The organism is Bacillus sp. TH19 (genome assembly GCF_016651075.1).
Classification (GTDB): Bacteria; Bacillota; Bacilli; order Bacillales; family Bacillaceae_G; genus Bacillus_A; species Bacillus_A mycoides.
Genome location: NZ_JAEKEO010000010.1, coordinates 567,348 through 588,276, shown reverse-complemented (window position 1 = coordinate 588,276; position 20,929 = coordinate 567,348). Strand labels below are relative to the sequence as shown.

Annotated in this window: 16 protein-coding genes and 1 pseudogene; 4 read left to right on the top strand and 13 right to left on the bottom strand. The window is 35.5% G+C overall.

Features of this window, described 5'->3' with window-relative positions; translation table 11 throughout:
- Window positions 1-143: 143 nt before the first annotated feature.
- The 4 genes and pseudogenes from JFU54_RS20685 to JFU54_RS20670 form a co-directional block, all read right to left on the bottom strand.
- On the bottom strand, window positions 144-1,097 hold the full coding sequence (locus tag JFU54_RS20685; RefSeq protein ID WP_012260407.1) for a TRM11 family SAM-dependent methyltransferase: 954 nt from the start codon (window positions 1,095-1,097) through the stop codon (window positions 144-146).
- 172 nt (window positions 1,098-1,269) lie between these two features.
- Window positions 1,270-2,862, bottom strand: a complete 1,593-nt coding sequence (locus JFU54_RS20680; protein WP_201051328.1) for an N-acetylmuramoyl-L-alanine amidase — start codon at window positions 2,860-2,862, stop codon at window positions 1,270-1,272.
- A gap of 224 nt (window positions 2,863-3,086) precedes the next feature.
- Window positions 3,087-3,339 (bottom strand): annotated as a pseudogene (locus tag JFU54_RS20675) (hypothetical protein); the annotation flags it as partial.
- Window positions 3,340-3,397: 58 nt separating this feature from the next.
- The gene (locus JFU54_RS20670; protein ID WP_201066123.1) at window positions 3,398-4,447 is read right to left on the bottom strand and encodes a M42 family metallopeptidase; all 1,050 of its coding nucleotides are present in this window, start codon (window positions 4,445-4,447) and stop codon (window positions 3,398-3,400) included.
- Between the two features lie 127 nt (window positions 4,448-4,574).
- Between JFU54_RS20670 and JFU54_RS20665 the strand changes: the two genes are divergently transcribed.
- Window positions 4,575-4,754, top strand: coding sequence for a hypothetical protein (locus tag JFU54_RS20665; RefSeq protein WP_012260403.1), 180 nt, complete (start codon window positions 4,575-4,577; stop codon window positions 4,752-4,754).
- A gap of 20 nt (window positions 4,755-4,774) precedes the next feature.
- On the opposite strand, the gene JFU54_RS20660 is transcribed toward JFU54_RS20665, so the two are convergent.
- From JFU54_RS20660 to JFU54_RS20650, 3 genes are all read right to left on the bottom strand, one after another.
- Window positions 4,775-5,101 (bottom strand): nucleoside triphosphate pyrophosphohydrolase, encoded by a 327-nt coding sequence (locus JFU54_RS20660; protein WP_002125566.1) that lies wholly within the window; start codon window positions 5,099-5,101, stop codon window positions 4,775-4,777.
- 17 nt (window positions 5,102-5,118) lie between these two features.
- On the bottom strand, window positions 5,119-5,439 hold the full coding sequence (locus tag JFU54_RS20655; RefSeq protein WP_012260402.1) for a hypothetical protein: 321 nt from the start codon (window positions 5,437-5,439) through the stop codon (window positions 5,119-5,121).
- 137 nt (window positions 5,440-5,576) lie between these two features.
- Window positions 5,577-6,365 carry an enoyl-CoA hydratase gene (locus JFU54_RS20650; RefSeq protein WP_063217454.1) on the bottom strand — a complete coding sequence of 263 codons (789 nt, stop codon included), beginning with the start codon at window positions 6,363-6,365 and terminating at the stop codon, window positions 5,577-5,579.
- A gap of 329 nt (window positions 6,366-6,694) precedes the next feature.
- On the opposite strand from JFU54_RS20650, the gene JFU54_RS20645 reads away from it, so the two are divergent.
- On the top strand, window positions 6,695-8,074 hold the full coding sequence (locus JFU54_RS20645) for an O-antigen ligase family protein (protein ID WP_063217453.1): 1,380 nt from the start codon (window positions 6,695-6,697) through the stop codon (window positions 8,072-8,074).
- 94 nt (window positions 8,075-8,168) lie between these two features.
- On the opposite strand, the gene JFU54_RS20640 is transcribed toward JFU54_RS20645, so the two are convergent.
- From JFU54_RS20640 to JFU54_RS20625, 4 genes are all read right to left on the bottom strand, one after another.
- Entirely contained in the window at window positions 8,169-10,031 is a 1,863-nt protein-coding gene (locus tag JFU54_RS20640) for an S-layer homology domain-containing protein (protein WP_063217452.1), read from the bottom strand.
- A gap of 148 nt (window positions 10,032-10,179) precedes the next feature.
- The gene (csaB, locus tag JFU54_RS20635) at window positions 10,180-11,268 is read right to left on the bottom strand and encodes a polysaccharide pyruvyl transferase CsaB (RefSeq protein ID WP_002087333.1); all 1,089 of its coding nucleotides are present in this window, start codon (window positions 11,266-11,268) and stop codon (window positions 10,180-10,182) included.
- Between the two features lie 143 nt (window positions 11,269-11,411).
- Window positions 11,412-12,932 (bottom strand): putative polysaccharide biosynthesis protein, encoded by a 1,521-nt coding sequence (locus JFU54_RS20630; protein ID WP_040963037.1) that lies wholly within the window; start codon window positions 12,930-12,932, stop codon window positions 11,412-11,414.
- A gap of 334 nt (window positions 12,933-13,266) precedes the next feature.
- Window positions 13,267-14,736 (bottom strand): SulP family inorganic anion transporter, encoded by a 1,470-nt coding sequence (locus tag JFU54_RS20625; protein WP_012260397.1) that lies wholly within the window; start codon window positions 14,734-14,736, stop codon window positions 13,267-13,269.
- Window positions 14,737-15,087: 351 nt separating this feature from the next.
- Here JFU54_RS20625 and JFU54_RS20620 point away from each other — a divergent pair, with 351 nt between their 5' ends.
- Complete coding sequence (locus tag JFU54_RS20620) at window positions 15,088-15,555, top strand: hypothetical protein (RefSeq protein ID WP_078184537.1); 468 nt, start codon at window positions 15,088-15,090, stop codon at window positions 15,553-15,555.
- Window positions 15,556-15,593: 38 nt separating this feature from the next.
- Here JFU54_RS20620 and JFU54_RS20615 read toward each other — a convergent pair whose 3' ends face one another.
- On the bottom strand, window positions 15,594-17,150 hold the full coding sequence (locus JFU54_RS20615; protein ID WP_078184536.1) for a fatty acid--CoA ligase: 1,557 nt from the start codon (window positions 17,148-17,150) through the stop codon (window positions 15,594-15,596).
- Between the two features lie 271 nt (window positions 17,151-17,421).
- On the bottom strand, window positions 17,422-18,912 hold the full coding sequence (locus JFU54_RS20610; RefSeq protein ID WP_002010930.1) for a coproporphyrinogen III oxidase: 1,491 nt from the start codon (window positions 18,910-18,912) through the stop codon (window positions 17,422-17,424).
- Window positions 18,913-19,162: 250 nt separating this feature from the next.
- Between JFU54_RS20610 and JFU54_RS20605 the strand changes: the two genes are divergently transcribed.
- Window positions 19,163-20,866: an S-layer homology domain-containing protein gene (locus JFU54_RS20605; RefSeq protein ID WP_201066122.1), complete on the top strand. Its 1,704-nt coding sequence runs from the start codon at window positions 19,163-19,165 to the stop codon at window positions 20,864-20,866.
- The last annotated feature ends 63 nt before the right edge of the window (window positions 20,867-20,929 follow it).

The window sequence follows — 20,929 nt, the reverse complement described above, 5'->3', positions numbered from 1 at the left end:
TAGCTAAAAAGGGTAACTCCATTTTGATCAATCTTTATTCAAAATGGAGTTTTTGTATTTGTTGTTAAATAAAAAAGGATAATCAGCCTCATAATGGACTAACTATCCTGTAATTTATTAATTTAATAAACGGGTGACTTTTCCTATTCACAAACAAGAATTTGTCTAGAAAATGATCCTTTTCTTGTGATACAGCGGTCTGTAATTTCAAATCCCGCTTCATGAATCATGTCGTCCATTGTTTCCATCGTGACAACGACTACTTTTTTTGCAATGCGGCGCGCACTTGAAAGAATTGAGAACTGGTCTTCTGGTGTTGCATGCGTAAATAAGTCGTACGGCATATCGATAATTGCAACGTCGTAGTTCTCAGTAATTTCCTCGATTGGACCTTTTGTTACTGTTCCTTCAAACCCAAAATGTGCGATGTTTTTCCTCGTTCCAAGAACCACAAGTGGATTTATATCTCTACCAACAATGTTAATTCCCATAGAAAGTGCTTCTACTACTACTGTTCCAATGCCGCAGCACGGATCAATAGCTCGTACTCCCTCTGGATTTGGTACAGCGATATTTGCAACTGATCTCGCAACACGCGTGCTAAGAGATGTCGAATAACTATGCGGTTTTTTTATGTGATGATACCAAACTGGCTCACTTTCTACATAGTGTCCGAAGTACCAGCGTCCTCCAAGAGGAACAATCCCGAATACACGCTCTGGATTACGAACATCCGCTTCTCCTTCAATATGCATACCGAGGTCGCGTTCAATGAGACGCCTTTCCCCATATTCAATTTTATTTTCTTTCCCAAGATCATTGATTTTAACGAAGATAACTTTAAATGACGCCCCCGCCAAATCAATTTGTTCTACTTGTTTTAAAATACTTTCTAAGTCGTCTCCTTCATACATAACCTCAACGCGCTCTTTCATAAACGCACTTCTACTCGGATCAATTTTGACATCACTTTTCAAAATATTAACGTGAGACTCCATTCCAAAGAACGAGCGCATTTCCAAGTAACATAAAGCACGCTCCTCCTCACGAAATGCATACGTATATATACATGCAGGTGTTTTACTATGATTACTCAATCTATTATCATCCTTTATCGTTTAAAATTGTTATGATCAAAATTACTCAAATACTTTTTCATATAAAATTAAATGATATCATATGCCCGAAATAAAGAGAAACCTTTATAATTTGTTTTATAAATAAAAAGAGACTGCCTCTCGGCAATCTCTTCCATAATTTTTTCTATTATTAACGATAAGAAGATACATCGTTACCTTGCCATTCATAGTAATCTAGAATACCAGAATAAATTGCTTCTGCTGCACGTTGTCTCCATTGTTCAGTAGCTAGTTTTTCACCTTCGCCTTTAGCATCGATGAAACCTAGTTCAGCTAAAATAGCAGGCATTGTATTGTATTTCACTACATAGAAGTCTTCTGTTTTTACACCTCTATCATTTGATTGAAGTGCTTGTACTAAACGTTTTTGTACTTTTTCTGCTAGTACACGGCTCTCTTCTGAATTTGGATTTGATGCTGATCTGTAGTAGAACGTTTCTGTTCCTTCTACTTGTTCATTAAACCCGTTTGCATGAACACTCACAAAAATATCACCTTTATTTTCTTGCGCAAATTCTATACGTTTTTTCAAAGATTCACCAGAGGTATTTCCTGGACGTGTATCATCATTACGTGTTAATAAAACAGTAAATGGTGTCTTTTGTTCAAATAGTTTTTGTACGCGTAAAGATGTATCTAATACGATAGCACTTTCATCCATTTTCACACCAGAATGCCCTGGATCAACCCCGCCATGCCCCGGATCAATAATAATCGCTTTTCCTTCTAAGAAGTTCCCTTGTTTCACTGGGTTCAATTGATTTTTATCAACCCATTGGAAACCACTAGTTGTACGAATGCGAATCCAGCTACCGCTTTCTTCAATAACAGTTACTTGTTGTGCTCCATATGTACCTAGTACTTTAGCAGTATGGGAAGCCCCTGCATATGTAGTGAATCCTTCCTTAATAGCTTCTGTTTTCTCTACTAAAGGTGTCCATTTATCACCGTTACTTGTTGCAATTTTAATCCATCCATCTCGCTCTTCTTTTACTTCAACCATTTGTGGATCATGCTGATTTGCACTAACCCCAGATGTTAATGATGGTCCGTGATATGTAATGAATTTTCTATCGATATATATTTTCTTTGTTTCTACTGGACGATTACTATTCTTTCCAAATTTATCTGTTTGAGCAGTAAGCTGAGCTGCCTGTTCACGCGTAATAGAATTATCTGGTTTCCAGCCGTCACCTGTACCTAAAGAAAGTTTTAATTCTACTAAAATATTTACTTCTTCTTTACCCCAATGATTTTCTAAATCAGCAAATTTTGTAGGCGCTGTTCCGGTTACTTGGCTTTTCAATTCATATGCCCTTACAAGCATAGCCGCCATTTCAGCACGAGTTACTTGTCCTTCAGGATCAAATACTCCCGGTCCTCGGCCTTTAATAATATCCTTTTTTTCAATCGCTGCAATATATTGAGCTGCCCAATGATTTTTTGAATCATTAAAAGATGGCTTCGCGTTTGGATCCACTTTAACGCCAATTGCTGTTGCGATAATCTTTGCCGCTTGAGCACGTGTTAAATTTCCTTGTGGCATAAAGTTACCATCTGGCATACCATTAATTACATTTCTCTCTACTAAATAATAAATCGCGTCTTTCGACCACGCATCGTCTGAAACATCAGGAAATTTCTTCGTTTCTGCTAAACTACTAATTGGATGTGCTAGTAAATTTGCTGCTAATATACCTGCGGCTATTGCTTTGTACTTCATGAAAAATAAATCTCCTCTCGAAACTTCATATTTATACAATTTCTCCCATTAAACTAACTATAAAGTATTAACTAATAATTAATCCTTTCATAGTTTATAACATTATATATCTATAGTAAATACGTTTTCCCTTCACATAACAAAAATCGTATATATATAACTGATAATGAATGTATATAAAAAAGCGATTAGTACATAGTACTCTAATCGCTTTTCCTAATGTATTATTTAAAATTTTCTTTAATATATATTCCCTTCCTCCAAAGAAAGCTTTACCTGATCGATCCTTTCTGCTTTTCCCGTCTCAAGATTTGTTTGGAAAGTCGAGAAATACCATATTCCTTCTCCATTATCATAATTCCCTATAAGGAACTTCCCTTTATCTAAAGCTTTAAAACGAGTTCCTGCAATACCTAGGTCACCTTCGCCAATTTTCACTTCGAGTACTTTTCCTTTATGAATATAAAAAACTTGCGCTAATGAAAAGCTGATTAAAAATAATATTTTCAATCAGCCCTCTCTATTTGCTATGAAATTATTCCTCAATTAAATTAGACATTACATATGCATACACTAATGCTTCTGTATACATAATGGAACTCTCATGCGTACGCTCAAATGCGTGAGAAGAATCAATACCAGCTCCAATTAATGCATGTTTCACATCAAATCCGGCGCGAATCGCAGCTGATGCGTCTGATCCGTAGTATGGATAAATATCCACTTTATATTCAATAGCGTTCGCTTTCGCCAGTTCAACTAAATGTTTACGTAAAGCGTAATGGTATGGACCGCTAGAGTCTTTCGCACAAATGGATACTGTATATTCATCAGATGTTTGTCCATCACCTAACGCTCCCATATCAACTGCTAAATATTCTACCGTTTCTTCTGGAATATTTGAGTTTCCACCGTATCCAATTTCTTCATTATTAGAAATTAAGAAATGTGTTGTATATGGCAATGTTACCTTTTCATCTTGCAATCTTTTAATCAATTTTAATAGAATTGCTACACTTACTTTATCGTCTAAATGACGTGATTTTATGTATCCACTCTCTGTAATTTGAACGCGTGGATCAAATGAAACGAAGTCTCCTACTTCAATTCCTAACTCACGTACTGCATCTGCTGAAAAGACACGCTCATCAATACGCACTTCAATATTTTTCTCATCGCGCTTCGCTTCCCCTGCATCTTTGTACACATGGACAGAAGTTTGATGCATTAAAATTGTACCTGTATATTTCTTACCGCTTGACGTTTCAATTTCGCAATATTCCCCTTCTACAGAGTTCCAGCGAAATCCACCAATCATAGATAGACGAAGACGACCGTCAGGCTTAATTTCTTTCACCATCGCACCTAACGTATCAACGTGTGCAGTTAATAAACGATGCTGATCATCATTCTTTCCTTTAACCGTTAAAATAAGAGCGCCTTTATTATTACGCTTCGTCTCTACATTCCACTCACTTACATAGTTTTCAATAAAATTAATAATTTTCGCAGTGTTTCCAGATGGACTTGGAATAGAGACAAGCTCTTTAATTAATTCCATCGTTTCTTTTGCATGATGTGCCATTGTCGTTTCCTCCTCATTCTCTCTACTATTTAGTATAGCGAAATTACGATAAAACCTCTACTCATATAGTTCAATTTTCTAAATTATAGTAAAATTTAGTTTAGTAAGTGAAAAGGAGATAACAAAAATGAATGTAACGAAAAAACATGTACATATTGCACTTATTTGGTTTTTATCATCATTACTATGTTTACAAGTCTCTTATGTCGTTCACACTACTACCTCAATTACAATTGGCTGGGCATTAACTATTATCTTCTTAATCATTAGCCTAATTGTAGGAAAAAAGCACAGCGCTACTGAGTAAGCTGTGCTTTTTCTATAAAACTACTCTTCCGAAACGTCCATCAAATAAATCCCTCTTGTAAATCCGCCGCGCTCTTCTTCTTTCTGTTTACGAATAAGCTCTACATCTTCCATTGTTGCACCTTCTGCACGCGCTAATGAAATAATAATTTCAAGTGCATCTGCAAGTGAATCTAGCGCATGTTCACGCTCTTTCATCGAAGCAAATTCACGAATTTCTTCTGTACCAATTTTCGCTAACGCTTGTATGTAAGCTTGCCCTGTTAATTTTTGTGCTGTATATGTTTTTCCAGACATCAAAATTTTCTCCGGGACACGATCTCTTACTAACCTGTTATAAGTTGACATCACTTTTCCTCCCACTTTTAATAACACCCAAGCTCTGCTTTATAGAAAAACCACTCTTTTTTCACACAAGCACTTAACATATCAATTCCTGATCCGTGCGCCTTTACTACCGGAAAGAAGTAATGCTCTGGTTCTTCTTTCTTATCGCCGTATAAGGTCCGGTACTCATCAGGAATCGCCTCTTTTTTTACATCCCGTTCTTTCTTCACTTCACCAGAGAAAGTAACAGTTGGATGTCCCTCAAAGAATAATGCAGTCCGTACCGCAAGAGATGGTGTACTATGCAAAGCATAATATGTAAGTAAGATCATAACGATAACACCGATAATTTTCTTCATTTATTACTCCTAAAAAAAGTGCTAACACAATTATACTAAAATGTGTTAGCACTTTCTTCCCTTTATCTCGAATTAACGGGCAGTAAAACTAATAATCCGCGGGGGATAAATAAATCCCCACGGATTACAGCTTCACTTTATTCCCCTTTAAATGCTGGTAAACGTTTTTCTAGAAAAGCAGCAATACCTTCTTTATGGTCCGCTGTTTGTCTCATCGCATATTGACCACGCTTTTCAAGCTGAAGCGTTTGTTCTAAATTAGAACGATTTACTTCACATAAAATTTGTTTCGTTTGAATCATCGCCTTGATTGGTTTTTGTAACCATTCATTAATTTTTTGCTTCACAGCCGTTTGGAAATCCTCACCGATTACTTCATCAATTAAACCGATATCTAGCGCTTCTGTCGCTGATAATTTCTTCCCTTCCCAAATGATTTTCTTCGTCATATTTTCACCGACGCGCTTTTGAAGGAAGAAATGGCCACCACCATCTGGAATTAAAGCGATTCCAATAAAGTTCATCGCAATAACTGATGATATATCTGCCATAACATAATCAGCTGTTAATGCAATACTTAATCCAAGTCCAGCAGTCGGCCCATGAATTGCACTAATAACAAGCTTCGGCATCGTATATAACGTCACAACGATTTCAGAAATTGTATTCATGATGCCTTCAAACCTACTTTCATCATTACTTGAAAGCATTGATTTAATATCTCCACCCGCAGAAAAACCACGGCCACTTCCACACAACACAACAACGTGAACAGAACTTTCCGCCACTTCTTTCAACTTTTGTAATAACTCTTTTAACGTTGGTTCATCTAATGCATTTAAAACCTCTGGACGATTGACCATAACCGTTGCTACGCGCCCTTCATATTTCACAACAACAGATTCTGTTTTACTTGTTACTTCCATTATATATACCCCTCTTTTCAACATAAAGATTATACTTATATAATTATAGAAAGCATGTTAAAAATCCTTCTTTTTTCTTAATTTTCTGTCTAATTTTCTCGTAATTTGTATATATCTCCGTATAAAACATCCAATTTCGTTAAAAAATATAGAAATTAAAGTCGGTTTATCAATATTTTTCATCTATTTACCATTACAATGAAATAGTGTATTCTTAATTTTGATGCAAAAAAATAAATATTGAAATTCATTCGCCTTATTATGTAAACAAGGCTTTTATCCCCATCTCTTGGGTATTGAACTAAAGGAATGAAGAAATGGAGGAATATATGGTTAATAAGTTGAAACAAACGGATAACTACTTCCCGCATTTCCTATTGCTATTCATTGTGTTTCAACCAATTTTAGATTTATTAACGTCTTTTTCAATCTATGTATTACACATGAGCGCAACAGTTGGAATCGTAGTCCGTTTCGCCTTTATGCTTCTTGCATTAGGTTATCTACTTCTTCATAGAGAACAACCTGGAGCGAAAAAGTACATTCTCTATTTATGCCTACTCGGGATCGTACTAGCAATTGGTCTTGCAAATAATATGATGATTAAATCTCCAGTTTCATTTGGCGAAGAAGTAAAGTTTATTTTAAAGAGCATATATCCAATTGTGCTACTGTTTGGATATACCATCGTCTTTAAAGAGTTGAAAAATAAAGAATATACGTTGCATAAAATCATTACATATTTCTTATATGCAACTTTAATTTTAAGCATCACACTGATTGTTGCAATGCAAACTGGTACAGATTTCCCAAGCTACCCTCACTCAAAGATTGGCTCAAGAGGTTGGTTCTTTGCTGGAAATGATTTAAGTTCTATTTTTGCAATTATGTTCCCAATCGTAGTGCTCTATTCGATTCATAAAACAACTTCTTTCTCGAAAATCTATTACTGGATTCCAACAATGCTTGCGATGTATGCAAGTATTATGGTCGGAACGAAAGTAGGATATGGTGCAATTGTTCTAACGCTTGGCGTGGCACTTTTATTCTCATTCATTGAATATATGATTCATCGCAAAAAAGAAGGAACAGGATTCACATATCTCGTAAATACAGTTGTTGCCGCTATTGTACTAGGAGGTTTAATTGTACTTACACCACATACTCCTATCGCAAAAAATATGGGCATCCACATGCAAATATACGAATACAAAAAATCAGTACAAGAAGAAAAGGATAGAAAAGAAGGAAAAGTAATTAAAGAAGAAAAACATGAGCAGGGTGAACTAACAGACTCTGAAATGAAAAGTTTAATTTACAGTGATCGCGATAAATTTTTAAAAGTATACAAACAATACTATAAAGACGCACCACTATCACAAAAACTATTCGGAATGGGCTATGCTGGTAACTATACTGATAAAATTAAGTTAATCGAAATGGATTTCCACGACCTATTCTTTGCATTCGGAATCGTCGGTTTCCTTATTTACTTAATACCATTTCTATACTTCGGTATTAAATTATTCATTCGTATCATGACAAACTTCAAGAAAATATTAACTGTGAAATATATGCTACTGGCTAGCACGCTCGTCCTATCACTTGGAATCGGCTTTATGTCCGGGCACGTATTAACAGCGCCATCCGTTAGTATTTTCTTCGTTGTTATACTCGCTTATATGATTGTTGATTTTGAAATTGAATAAAAAAAAGGTGCTCCAACAAGTCAGTTATGCTGGCTTTTGGAGCACCTTTTTTATAAACGCATCTAGATAAACAGTTTTTCTCTTTTATATTTAATTAGTGTGTTACGTATTCTAAGTTTTCTTTTGCGATATATGCTTCATTTACAGCAGGATTATCAGAAATAATTTTAACCCACACTTGTCCATTTATCGTTTCTTCACCTGTAACTGTTACAACTTTATTTGTAGTTAAGCGATAAAGTCGTTCATTTGATCTATGCGGATCCTTTTTCACTTCCACATCATTCATCACACGTGCAAGTTTATACTTGTTGTATTCTTTTTTACCTAAATAAGAATCAAAACGATTCATATGCCCCGCTACTTTTTTACCCCAATTCGCATCAGATGCATATTTCGCATTTAAACCAGCAGCTTTATCACCTGTATATGTTGCTGTATAACGCCAATGTCCTGGATTTAAATATCCTTCATTCATGTATACTTTTGCTGCATGTTCAATACAATCTTCTTTTGAATTAAATGCTTCCCCGTTACCATATGGACTATCGTCTGTTGCTTTTAAACCAAATAAATTATTTTTGTCTTTTGCAAGAGCGCTTGTTCCATAATAGCTCTCATGAACTGCTAATGAATATAGGAATAATGCATTTACATTATACTTACTTTCTACTTCTTTAAATTTCTTTCCTAAACCAATTAATGGAGAGTCTGGCTTAATCGATTTCACATAACTATCTAGTTGTTCAGCTGTATAACCTGTTTTCGAACGTAATGATAAATAATTGAAATATTGATAGAAAGTTTCGTCTCCAAATGTCTTTCCATCTACACTATACATTTGCTGTCCTTGCTTCATGAAAGAAGGTGCCACACCATATCTAAATTCTGTATATCCAGGTGAGCTTGTATTATATGTATAATATTTATGGTATAAATATCCATCTGATTTCACATAATAAGAAGACTGTTTCATTTCATTTGTAGGAATTAAAGTGATTTCATTCTTCTTCACATAACCTGTCAAACCAGAAACTTGAACTTTCACACGATCTTCGCCAATTTCTAACACTTTCAATTCTGTTCCATACTGAATATATGTATATACTGCTGACAATTTCTCGTCATAAATATTAATAATATTTTGCCCAGTTATTCTCTTCGCACTTGCAAAACCATCTTTAATCCATAAAAATTCGTTCTCGTATTTCACCGCATTCATACCTTTATTTTGAGCAGCCGTAACCGCTTCTTTATACGTATTATAGCGCTCTACTTCTTGCTCTGTTCCGTTTTCTCTTACATTTATCACGACATATTTCTTAGTTTCTATAGGATTGCTATTTCCGTTTTTTTCAATTGTCTGAAGCATGCGATCCAACATAGCTGAAGCCATACCTCTTGTAGCTGATAAATGTGGTCTAAATGTATTATCTTCTGGATACCCTTTAATAATTTGAGTAGCCACCATAACTTGTACATGCTCTTTATAGTTAATACTATCTTTATCAGTAAAGATAAGCGGACTTACAGCTATTTTAATATTTTTATAGTCTAACGCTCGCTTTACCATTATCGACATTTCTTCACGTGTAATCACATCATTTGGTGAGAATGTCTCGTTAGTACGACCATTAATAATTTTCGCTCCATATGCTCTACTTACACCATCATATAAACCGTAAGTCTTCGGCACATCCTCGAAATTCGAATCAGCTTTCGGTAAATTTAAAGCCCTTGCTATGAATGTAGCAAACTCTGCTCTTGTTACTAGTTTATCAGGCGCATATACATTCTCACCATACCCCATTAAAACTCCTTTAGTAATAAGTGAACGCATATGCGTCTCAAACATATGTCCTGTAATATCATCATTTGCCGCATAACTTGAAATAGGAGTTAAAAGTAATGATCCCGTTAATGCCACTGCTGTTATACCTTTTGAAAAAGTCTTCAAGGTTATCCTCCTCGTAATCTACGAATTTATTATCACAAATTTGATTATATAATAATCGCAATCATTTTAGCATAATAAATAGAAATTAACATAAAACGTTTTTATAATTAGAATTTTCATTAAATTAAAAAACAAAATAAAAGACACTTTACTTTTTTAATAAAGTGTCTTTTTCCATATGATCAATGAGTTTCTTTGTTGCCTGTTTGCCTTGCAACCGAAGTTCATCTATTGTTAATTGTAACTCTTGCTGCACAGTTCCTTGTTGCATTAATTGCTTTTTTGCAAGTTCATATAAATACTCAGCACTCCATTCGCCATCCACACTTCCTATAACTGGCTGATTCACTTGACTTAAAAACGAATCAATTTTCGGATCGTACGAAATCCCGACCATTGGAGTTTTGGCTACTGCAGAAAAAACAAGTGCATGAAGACGCATACCAATTAGTAATGAACATTGTGATAAAATGAATATTTTCTCGTCGATATCCATTTTATATGGAAGCATATACGTCTCTTCTCCCATTAATTCTATTACTTCACGCGAAGCTTTTTGATCAAATGGCTCATGCATTGGAACAAATAAAATTTGGTATCCTTCTTGCTTTAATTTTTTTAATGCCATAGCTAATTTTTTTATATAATCTTCTTTTGCATGCCAATAACGTACACTAACCGCGATTACTTTTCCATGTATCGAATGCTTTTGCAACCAATCCGATTGTTTTGTTCGTTTCCATGTTAAAACAGGGTCTGGAACAATTTCAATATCGTTTTTTATACCAAGTCCTTTTAAATATAAAAACGAATCCTCATCTCGAACTGATACATAGGAAGCTTTTGACAAGTTCCATTTTACTAATAGACGATTATATCCTTTTGTAATTGGCCCTATTCCTTGTGAATAAATATAATACGGCTTTTTTAATAATCGGGCGAGTCCCATAATACCCGTATAATATAGAATACTCTTCGTACTTGTCTGATCTTGAAGAAGGCTCCCGCCACCGCTAATAACTCCATCACTGTTTTTAATCGCATGATAAACAGCTTTTATATTCCAGCGATCTACCGATTCTACACCATACATTTCCTTTGTATATTTAGAATCATTTGATAGTACTACTAGTTCTATATCCGGGTTCTCTTTACTTAACGATTCAATAATTGATTGTAGAATCGCCTCGTCTCCAACATTATAAAAACCATAATATCCTGATAAGACTAAACGCACCCTAAATCTCCTCCAAAACTAGGTAACCGTTTATCTCATTTAGCATAAACTGGTACCCATTCCTTACCTAAACACTTGATACCCTACATAGTTTCCTCTTTATCAGCTCATATGAATTTTAATAAAAAATTAAATTTTTATATTTATCTTTTCAAAAATGGTATTTTTTTTATTGATATCCATTTTAATTTCAAAGCACATACACCATACAAAATGGTTGTAATACTTAATGCTATACCACTGAATAATAACGTCATAATTCTTGAAGATGTAACATCTATCACATTACACAGTTCATACAATCCTAGTCCCAAAATACATGCTATTCCTAGCACACCAAAAAAGCTTTTTAAATGAATAGAATAGGCAATGTAGCTTCGAATATACAAATAATTTACAATACAAATCAATACGTAAGTAATTAATGTACTATACGCCGCTCCATCTATGCCAAACTCCTGCACTAACATCATGTTTAACACGACTTTCACAAAACTCGCGCCAATAACAATCCATGCAGCTTGTGCAGAACGATTAATCCCCTGTAAAACACCTATTGATAATACCATAACCGCAGTAAAATACGAACTGCCAATCATAACTGTTAACATACTACTGCCTTTTACGTCTGTGAACAATCCGATATTTAACGGTACTGTTAATGCCATCAACCATATTGTTAACGGTGCTGTCAAAACATGCGCTAGTCGATTTGTATTTTGAATTGTTATTTTCGCCAAATTTATATCTCTTTTGGCCAATGCGGAAGTTAAGAGTGGTATTAACGGAAATACAATTGCACTTGCAAAAATAACAATTATTTGCGTGAATGCAAAACCGCGACTGTATATTCCAAATTGTTCTTGAATTTCTGTTGATGATCCTTGTAATACATGCGGTATTGTAAGCGAGTCTACTAAATTTAAAAGTGGCATTGATAAAGCTCCGATAGCGATTGGGATCGATACCCGCAATATCTTTTTGCCGTGTTCTCTTAAATCTCGGAGCGAATAGGAATTGCTTTTATTGTAGTATGGACTTCTATTATATTTTATACGCAAATATATAAGCGAACTAATGACTCCAAGAAAAGAGCCAACCATCGCACCACTAGTAATAACAGTATTACTCTTATCCCATGATACTAGTATGTAAGCAATTATTAGCATAAAAAACACACGTACAAATTGCTCAATGACTTGTGATACCCCTGTTGGTTTCATATCACCGAAACCTTGAAAATACCCTCTATAAACCGCCATGTATGGCGCAATGAGTAATGCTAATGAAGTAATAAGCAACGGCATTCTAGTTTCTTGTCCACCAAGCATATTTGCAATTTCAATAGAAAATAATACAATGACTAAACAGCCGAAAACGCCAAATGCTATCCCTATAATTGACGCTGATTTAAATAATTTCGCAATTTCCTTTTGCTTATTTTTTTCGTTCAACTCGGCAATTAATTTCGAAATTGCAAGCGGAACTCCGGCTACCGATAATGTAAGAGCAATCATATATACAGGAAAAACAAGGCGGAAAATACCGAGCACTTCATCTCCTGCAATATTTTGTAATGGAATTTGAAAAAAACTACCAAGCAATTTCGACAAAAAAGTTGTAATGGTTAAAATTGCTGCTCCTTTTACAAATGTTTTATTCATATTTTTTCTCTTTTCTTTTATACATATACTCTCAAACATATTGTTTTAAACGATAGGGATTCACTTTATCCCATTGATTATCATAACAAATTTATTATAGGTTGAATACTTGGTTTTTTTTTCAAAATAGAAAAGAGAACCAGTTCACGCCTATTTCTTCACAATTAATTTTCTAATTCTTTCCATTATATATGTACATATTATCACTGTTTCTGTTACTCAAAAAAGCTCTTCTTCTCTATCAATGCGATACATATTACTAAAAACATTATAAGAATATCCCACAACTCTACATTATAATGTATGTAAGATTGTGAGATATTCTAATTACCATCTAAACACTTAAGATTTTCAATTGCTCTTTCTGTTCATCGTTCGCCATTACTACGATTGTTTTTTCAATACTCGGATGTACTTGCTCAAGCTTTACACTTGCTCCTACTTTATTTGATTGCTCAACAAAATTTAATAATGCCATAGCTCCTGATACATCCATATAACGCACATCTTTCATACGTAAAACAACCGGTGACTTCACATCTTGTAAAGTAGAGAAAATACGATCTACTGATAGGAAAGAGAGCGGCCCTTGAATCGTGTACGTTTCTTCTCTTTCTTTTACGATAGAAGTTTTACGTTCTTTACACTTCACCATATATATGATGAACGAAAGAATAATACCGAATGCAACAGCAATCATTAAATCGAACTTCACCGTTACAATCATCGTTACGAGCATAACAACGACATCACCTTTAGGAGCGACATGCATCTTTTTCATGCTTTCCCAATCGAACATTCCAATACCAGTTAAAATTAAAATACCTGATAATACAGCAAGCGGAATGTATTGTACGACCGAACCAAGACCCATAATAAAAATAAATAATATAACACTATGCATACATGCCGAAAGTGCTGTTTTACCACCACTTCTTATATTCACGATAGACCTTACAGTCGCACCTGCACCTGCTAATCCGCCAAACAATCCGCTCATCATATTACCGATACCTTGTCCAATGAGCTCTTTATTACTTTTATGACGTGTACCTGTCACATTATCCATTACGACCGATGTTAACAACGAGTCAATCGATCCTAATAAAGCAATACTAAGCGCTGGTAAAATAAGTGTTGCTATTCCTGTTCCACTTAAAGATGGAATATGAAGCGTAGGCATCGCTTCTGGAATGGTTCCAATCTTTTCAATTACTTTATTTAATGAAAGATTTCCGATAATCGGTAACTTTACTGTAAGTCCTTCGAGTAGAGAAGAAAATAAAGGAAGCAAAGCTGTCACACCGACTAGTGCTACTAAACTAGACGGAATCGCCTTAATCCATTTGCCAGAAACAATCATTACAATAATCGTTAACACAACAAGTAGAAAACTATTTTGTACGTGCTTTATTTCACCTAAAATAATGATTAATGCAATACCATTCATAAATCCTGAAACGACAGGATACGGAATATATCGAACGTAAGAACCGAGCTTACATACACCGAATAAAATTTGAAATAACCCTGCCATCATAAAGGCAATAAAACTTGCCTCTAAGCCGTGCGTCGCAATAACTCCTGTTGCGATAACAGTAATTGGTCCAGTTGGCCCCGTTACTTGCCCAGGTGTCCCGCCAAATAACGCTGCGAATAAACCTGCAAAAATCGCACCATACAATCCAACAAGTGCTCCCTCAGACGTCCCTGTCGCGGCAATACCAAATGCAATTGCTAGCGGCAACGCAACAATCGCAACAGTAAATCCTGCTAAACATTCCTTTGCTATTTTTTGAAACATATAAATAACCACCTTCATATAAAGTGAAACTTTAATCAGTGGGGAGTTTTTTCATCCCCACTGATTATTAGCCCGCACCAATCGGGCGTTTACGGGCAGTTGATCTCCCACCTAACTTCCTCGCATTCGCCGAAATTTGAGGTGGAGGTCTTACTGCCCGTTAATGCGGGATAAAGTCCACGTTCCATTGTACACCTAAAAATACTCATCCGTTAGCCTGTTTATAAGAAACTCTTTACAGTATCGTGAAGTAAACGCATCCAAATAAAAGTTTCCCCCTTACCTTTGGAAACAATTACAACTATGCTATAATGAACAAATTAAATCTTTTACTATATACTTGGAGGCACTATGCTAACTTTTGAAGAAAAATTATCGATTATTGAATCTTTCCCGGAATTAGAAAGAAAGAACGTATCATTAAAACGCGTAAACTTTCACTTTGAAGAAAGTCGTTTAGATAAAAAGAACGTTGTATATCATTTACACCCAAATGGAAACGGATTTGTATATGCATACTTCATTAAAGGTTATAAAACAGATGCTAAAGGTATGATTAACATCCGTGAGTTTTCAGAAGAAGAACTGCGTTCATTAATTGAAAAAGTAATTGAACGTCTATCACAGGAGCCAGAGGAAATTGTAGCAATGGAACCTGCTGCAGAAGAAGAATGGAAGAACGAAGACGGTCATATCCTAACTCTTATTCAAGAGGATGACATGTGGAATGTTTACGCTGGCGTAAACTTAGACGGTACATTCAACTCTTATCCAGAAGCTGCGGAATACCTTGATGAAGAAGGTTTCTCACGCAAGTAATAAAAATGCCTTTCCGAATTTGGAAAGGCATTTTTTCATTATTTTTTCATACCTTTTAACGACTCTCTCAGCACAAATTTTTGCAACTTCCCACTCGCATTACGAGGAAGTTCATCTGCAAATAAGTAATGACGCGGACGTTTATAGTCGGCTAATTCATCACTTTCTTTGCAATACATTTCTAAATCAGCTTCTGAAATATTTTTATCTTTCTTTACAACGACCGCAACGACACGCTCTCCCCATAGTTCGTCTGGCTCACCAAGTACTGCAACATCTAATACACCAGGATGACTATGAAGAAAATCTTCAATTTCGCGAGGATAAATATTTACGCCACCGCTAATTACCATATCATCAACGCGGTCTGCAACGAATAAATAGCCGTCTTTATCGAAGTATCCTAAATCACCAGAGTGATACCATCCTTTATACATCGATTTTGCATTTGCTTCTTCTCGATTATGATAACCAGCCATCATAGTTGGACCGCGCAAAATAATTTCCCCTACTTCATAAGGAGGCAACGTATCATCTGGCTCTGCTGGTCCATCTTCGTTCGGTTTCACAATTCGAATTTCATGGCTAAAGCACGGTGTTCCTGCTGAACCAGCTTTCGTAATTTGATCCTCTTCTACGAGAAACGCAACAACTGGTCCCATTTCTGTCATTCCGTAAATTTGGACAAGATCAATATAAAGACGCTCTTTACATTCCTTCACTAACGCCGGAGCCATCGCAGCCCCGCCATATACACCGATTTTCATTGAAGTTAAATCATACTTAGTTAGATCTTTTTGCAGTAACATATTCCACATCGTCGGTGCTGCAAAAAACGTCGTAATCTTCTCTTCTTGAATGGTATGTAATACTCTATCCGTATCAAAATGATGTAAAATAACATTCTTTCCGCCAACTTGAATGCGCGGTATGATTCCAGCATTTAACTCGCCGCAATGATATAAAGGTGCTACCACAAGCCCGGCGCTATCCCTGTTATATTTTATGAAATACGTACAAATCATACTATGCTCAGCCATATCACGATGGCGATGTAGTACGCCTTTCGGATGACCAGTCGTTCCGCTCGTATAAAGCATAGAACAAAAATCCATTTCATCGACTACAATATCTACTTTCTCAGCTGATGCTTCATTTACTTTTTCATGGTAAGAACTAGCATAGGAAGGTGCATCGTCTTCCACGTACCAAAAAGACGAATTTGGAAAATCTCGTTCAATCATAGTAACTGTTGATTCGACTGCTTTTTCAAAGACAACTACTTTCGAGGCTGCATCTTGGAGGATATACGATAATTCTTTTGCTTTTAAGCGGAAATTAATTGGATTGAAGATCGCGCCAATTTTCGCACAAGCTAAGTAAACGTTTACAAATTCACGACAGTTATATAGGTAAACAGATACACAATCTCCCTTTCTTACTCCTTCTTTCAATAGAGCTTGCGCCGTTTTATTTATTTGCTCATCCCACTGTTTATATGTCCAACGAATATTTTTTTCTGGTTCTACTAACGCCTCTTTATTCGGATATTTGCCAACTGTCAAATCAAAAATTCTCCCTATCGTCATGTACATGCCAACAATTTCCCCCTTTTCTCTTTCATAAATCTATCATTTCGTCTATAAGTAGACATTGTCCTCTAATAATATGACTAATTTTTCTGATTATTATCGACATAGTTTTACATATGGACCGTTTGATGGTAAATGAAATTATATCGGCGATTTTTTGAATATATCGGACGCAACTCAATTTATATCAGCTATTTTTCGAATATATCGACTTACCAACAAAAACTGACAATATAAAAAGAAGCTGTTCCAAACCGGAACAACCCCCTTCTTCTTACACGAATAGCTCTTCTAAAATTTTCAGTTTATCTTCTGTATATTTCACGAAGCCATCGTTATATGATTTCGGATCTTTCGGATTCGCAAAGTGTGTAATTGCTCCTGTTTGTGGGTGAACAAATTTACTTGATGCCCCGCAACCAAGTCCGATAATCGATTGTACTTCTTCCATAATAACAATATTGTAGATACTTTCTTGCGTCGGTATTGCATACCCAACGTTTTCTAAGTTACCTAAAATATTTTTTTGACGATATAAATAGTATGGTACGTAATTATGGTTCTTCGTCCACTCTTCCGCCTCATGCATCATCGCAGTAATTTCTTCGCGACCTGCTACTTTATATTTACGTTTGTTTTGCGTCATTTCAGAAGCACGTTTAAATGATAACGTATGAACTGTTAACGATTCTGGCATTAACTTTTCTGTTTCATCTAACGTATGCTTAAAGATGTCTAATCCTTCACCAGGAAGACCAATAATTAAATCCATATTAATATTGTTCATTCCCATTTCACGTGCTAAATGATACTTCTCAATCGTTTCTTCTACAGTGTGATGACGTCCAATTGCTTTTAGTGTTTCTTGGTGGTATGACTGCGGATTAATACTAATACGGTCAATATTCCATTTATTTAACACTTCTAGCTTTGCTGGTGTGATCGTATCTGGGCGACCTGCCTCAACTGTTACTTCACGTACATCTTTCACATCAGGGAAAGCTTGGTACATTTCTTCATACAACATATCCATTTCTTCTGCTGTAATACTCGTCGGTGTACCGCCGCCGTAATAAATCGTCGTAACTGTAACACCTTTTTCTTTTAAAAACTTACCAATTTCACGAACTTCATAATGTAACCCGCCTAAGAACGAATCAACTGATCCTTGGCGTCCGTTAATTGCATAAGCCGGGAACGTACAGTACGCACATTTTGTAGGACAAAACGGAATACCGATGTAAATACTTACTTCTTCTTTCAAACGGTATAAATCCGGAACAACCGCTAATTGGCAATCAACAATACGCTGAAGAAGTTCAATTTTCTCTTCATGAATTAAATAACTTTCACGAAGTTCTTTATGCGCTTCTTCTTTTGACATACCATTTTGAAGCAGTTTGTGAAGAAGTTTCGTTGGGCGTACCCCAGTTAATATTCCCCAGCTCTGTTCAAGTCCAGTTAGCTGTTGAAGTACAGAAAGATATACGTAAGAAACAACATGTTTCACTTGCTTCATACGTTCTTTTTCTTCTGTGAAAGCAGATAAATCTTTTGCGAATGTTTCTTCATATACATTTCCGGTTGCAACATCTGTTAAACGAGCCGATGCTGTCACATTACCTTCTATCTGTATATCAACGATAAGATTTGCTTCTTCTTTCTCAAACCCTATCGTGCTCTCTTCAAAAAATAAACCGCCAATATTTTGTAGCGGACGTAAAAAACGATCATCTTGTAACGTTTTAATTGAAATTAACAACATTATCACCTTTTCATTTGCAAACTCTCTTTAGTTTACTTGAAGGGCGTTTGAAGGTCAATACAGAAGGTTTTACCTGTTTTTCTTACATTTTTTCAAATAATTCTTTTTATGAATATCGCTCATGTATATAGACATCATGATTTTCTCTTGTTAAAATTTATTAGTACGAAAATCTATACATAGTGAAAATACAATATATAAAGGAGGAATGTTAACACTAGATTCCATAATCTAATGTGTTAAAAAAAATATGAAAAAGAAATTTTATAGTGTTTTAACTCTCTCTCTTGCATTACAAACTGTTCTTGCACCTACTTATTCATTTGCAGAGAATGCTGAAAAATCCGCCGAAGTATATACGGAGGATCAAGTTTTTAAAAGTATCAAAGAGCATGTGAAAGAGCATAGTACTCATGAAGAAGATATCGAGGTTACTGGCCAATTCCTACTATACACATCAAAAAAACATTCATTATATACCGCGAATGATTTAAAAAACAAATCGAATATCGAGATTACAGAACAAGTCGTAACGGCGACAAAGAAAAAAGGGAATGCATACTACATAACAACTCCAGCTGGCGCTGGGTGGATAAATAACAATGATAATAGCTTAGAAGTTCAAGAGATTCATAAACTATCTAATCAAAAATTAATTGTGAAAGAAGAAGCTTCCATACATTCATTACCATTCCAAACGTTTAAAGAAGAGGGTAAACTACAGCCTCAAGTAATTATTCCTACTGAACAAGCAGGAAATTGGTTTAAAGTCCAAATAAATGAAACATCAAAATGGATTTATGCACCTTCTGCTACATTTGAAGGTACAAAAGCTTCATTATTAAAAAACGGTCGTTCTGCTAAAAGTAGTTTATTGAGAGCTCCAGCTACTCTACAAACAAACAATATTTATGGCGTTACATTTAAAGAAATGATTGTCCCAAAAGGAAATGACGATATTCGCCCTGGCTACGCGATGGTCCCTAAATATATTACGATTCACGAAACGGCTAATCCAGCGAAAGGTGCCAATGCTCTAAATCACGCAAAATTCTTAGATAGTCAAGCACGCGGAACAGCTGATCGCGCCGCATCTTGGCATTTCACAGTAGATGATAAAGAAATTTATCAACATCTTCCAGTAAATGAAGTTGGATGGCATGCTGGAAATAAAACTGGAAACTATGAATCTATCGGAATTGAAATTGCCGTTAATCAAGATGGAAACTATGAAAAAGCGGTAGAGAATGCCCGTAAATTAGCAGCTTATTTAATGAACGAATTAAATATTTCTCTAGATAAGGTCCAAAAACACCAATTTTGGTCAGGAAAAAATTGCCCTGCGTATATGATTCAACGCGGACAATGGGATGCTTTCTTAAAAGGAACTGAAACATACTATAAGGAAAACCGAAAAGATCCAGTAACTGATGACATTACAGGTGGATGGTATGAACAAGACATTCGTCAATTAGCAGCTAGAGGCATTATGCAAGGAGAAGGGAACGGCAAGTACTTCCCAGAACGTCTTGTAACGCGTGCTGAATTTGCTACATTAATTACTCGTGCTTTACAATTACCAAGTGGAAATGCTAATTTCACAGACTTAGAACAAGTACATCCATCTTTAAGAGACGGTATTAATCGTGCAGCAAGCGCAGGCATAATCCGCGGACGTGGTGATAATACCTTTGATCCAAATACTACAATTACACGCGAAGAAGCTGTTATTATGATTGATCGTTCTCTAAAACACGCTGGTATTTTCGCAAAACCAGTTGAACTACCATTCGTAGACCAAAACTTAATTTACGCTAAAGAAGAAGTACAAAGAGTGTATGGATATGGAATTGTAAAAGGTAATGAATTTAATCAATTCGTACCAAAAGGACCATCACAACGTGCTCACGCAGCTGCATTTATAAACAGAATGCTTAACGTGATTGAAGCTTAAAAACATTTATAACTAAATATAGATGTTTTTACTTTAATCCTTCTGTATTAACCTAAAAGGCAA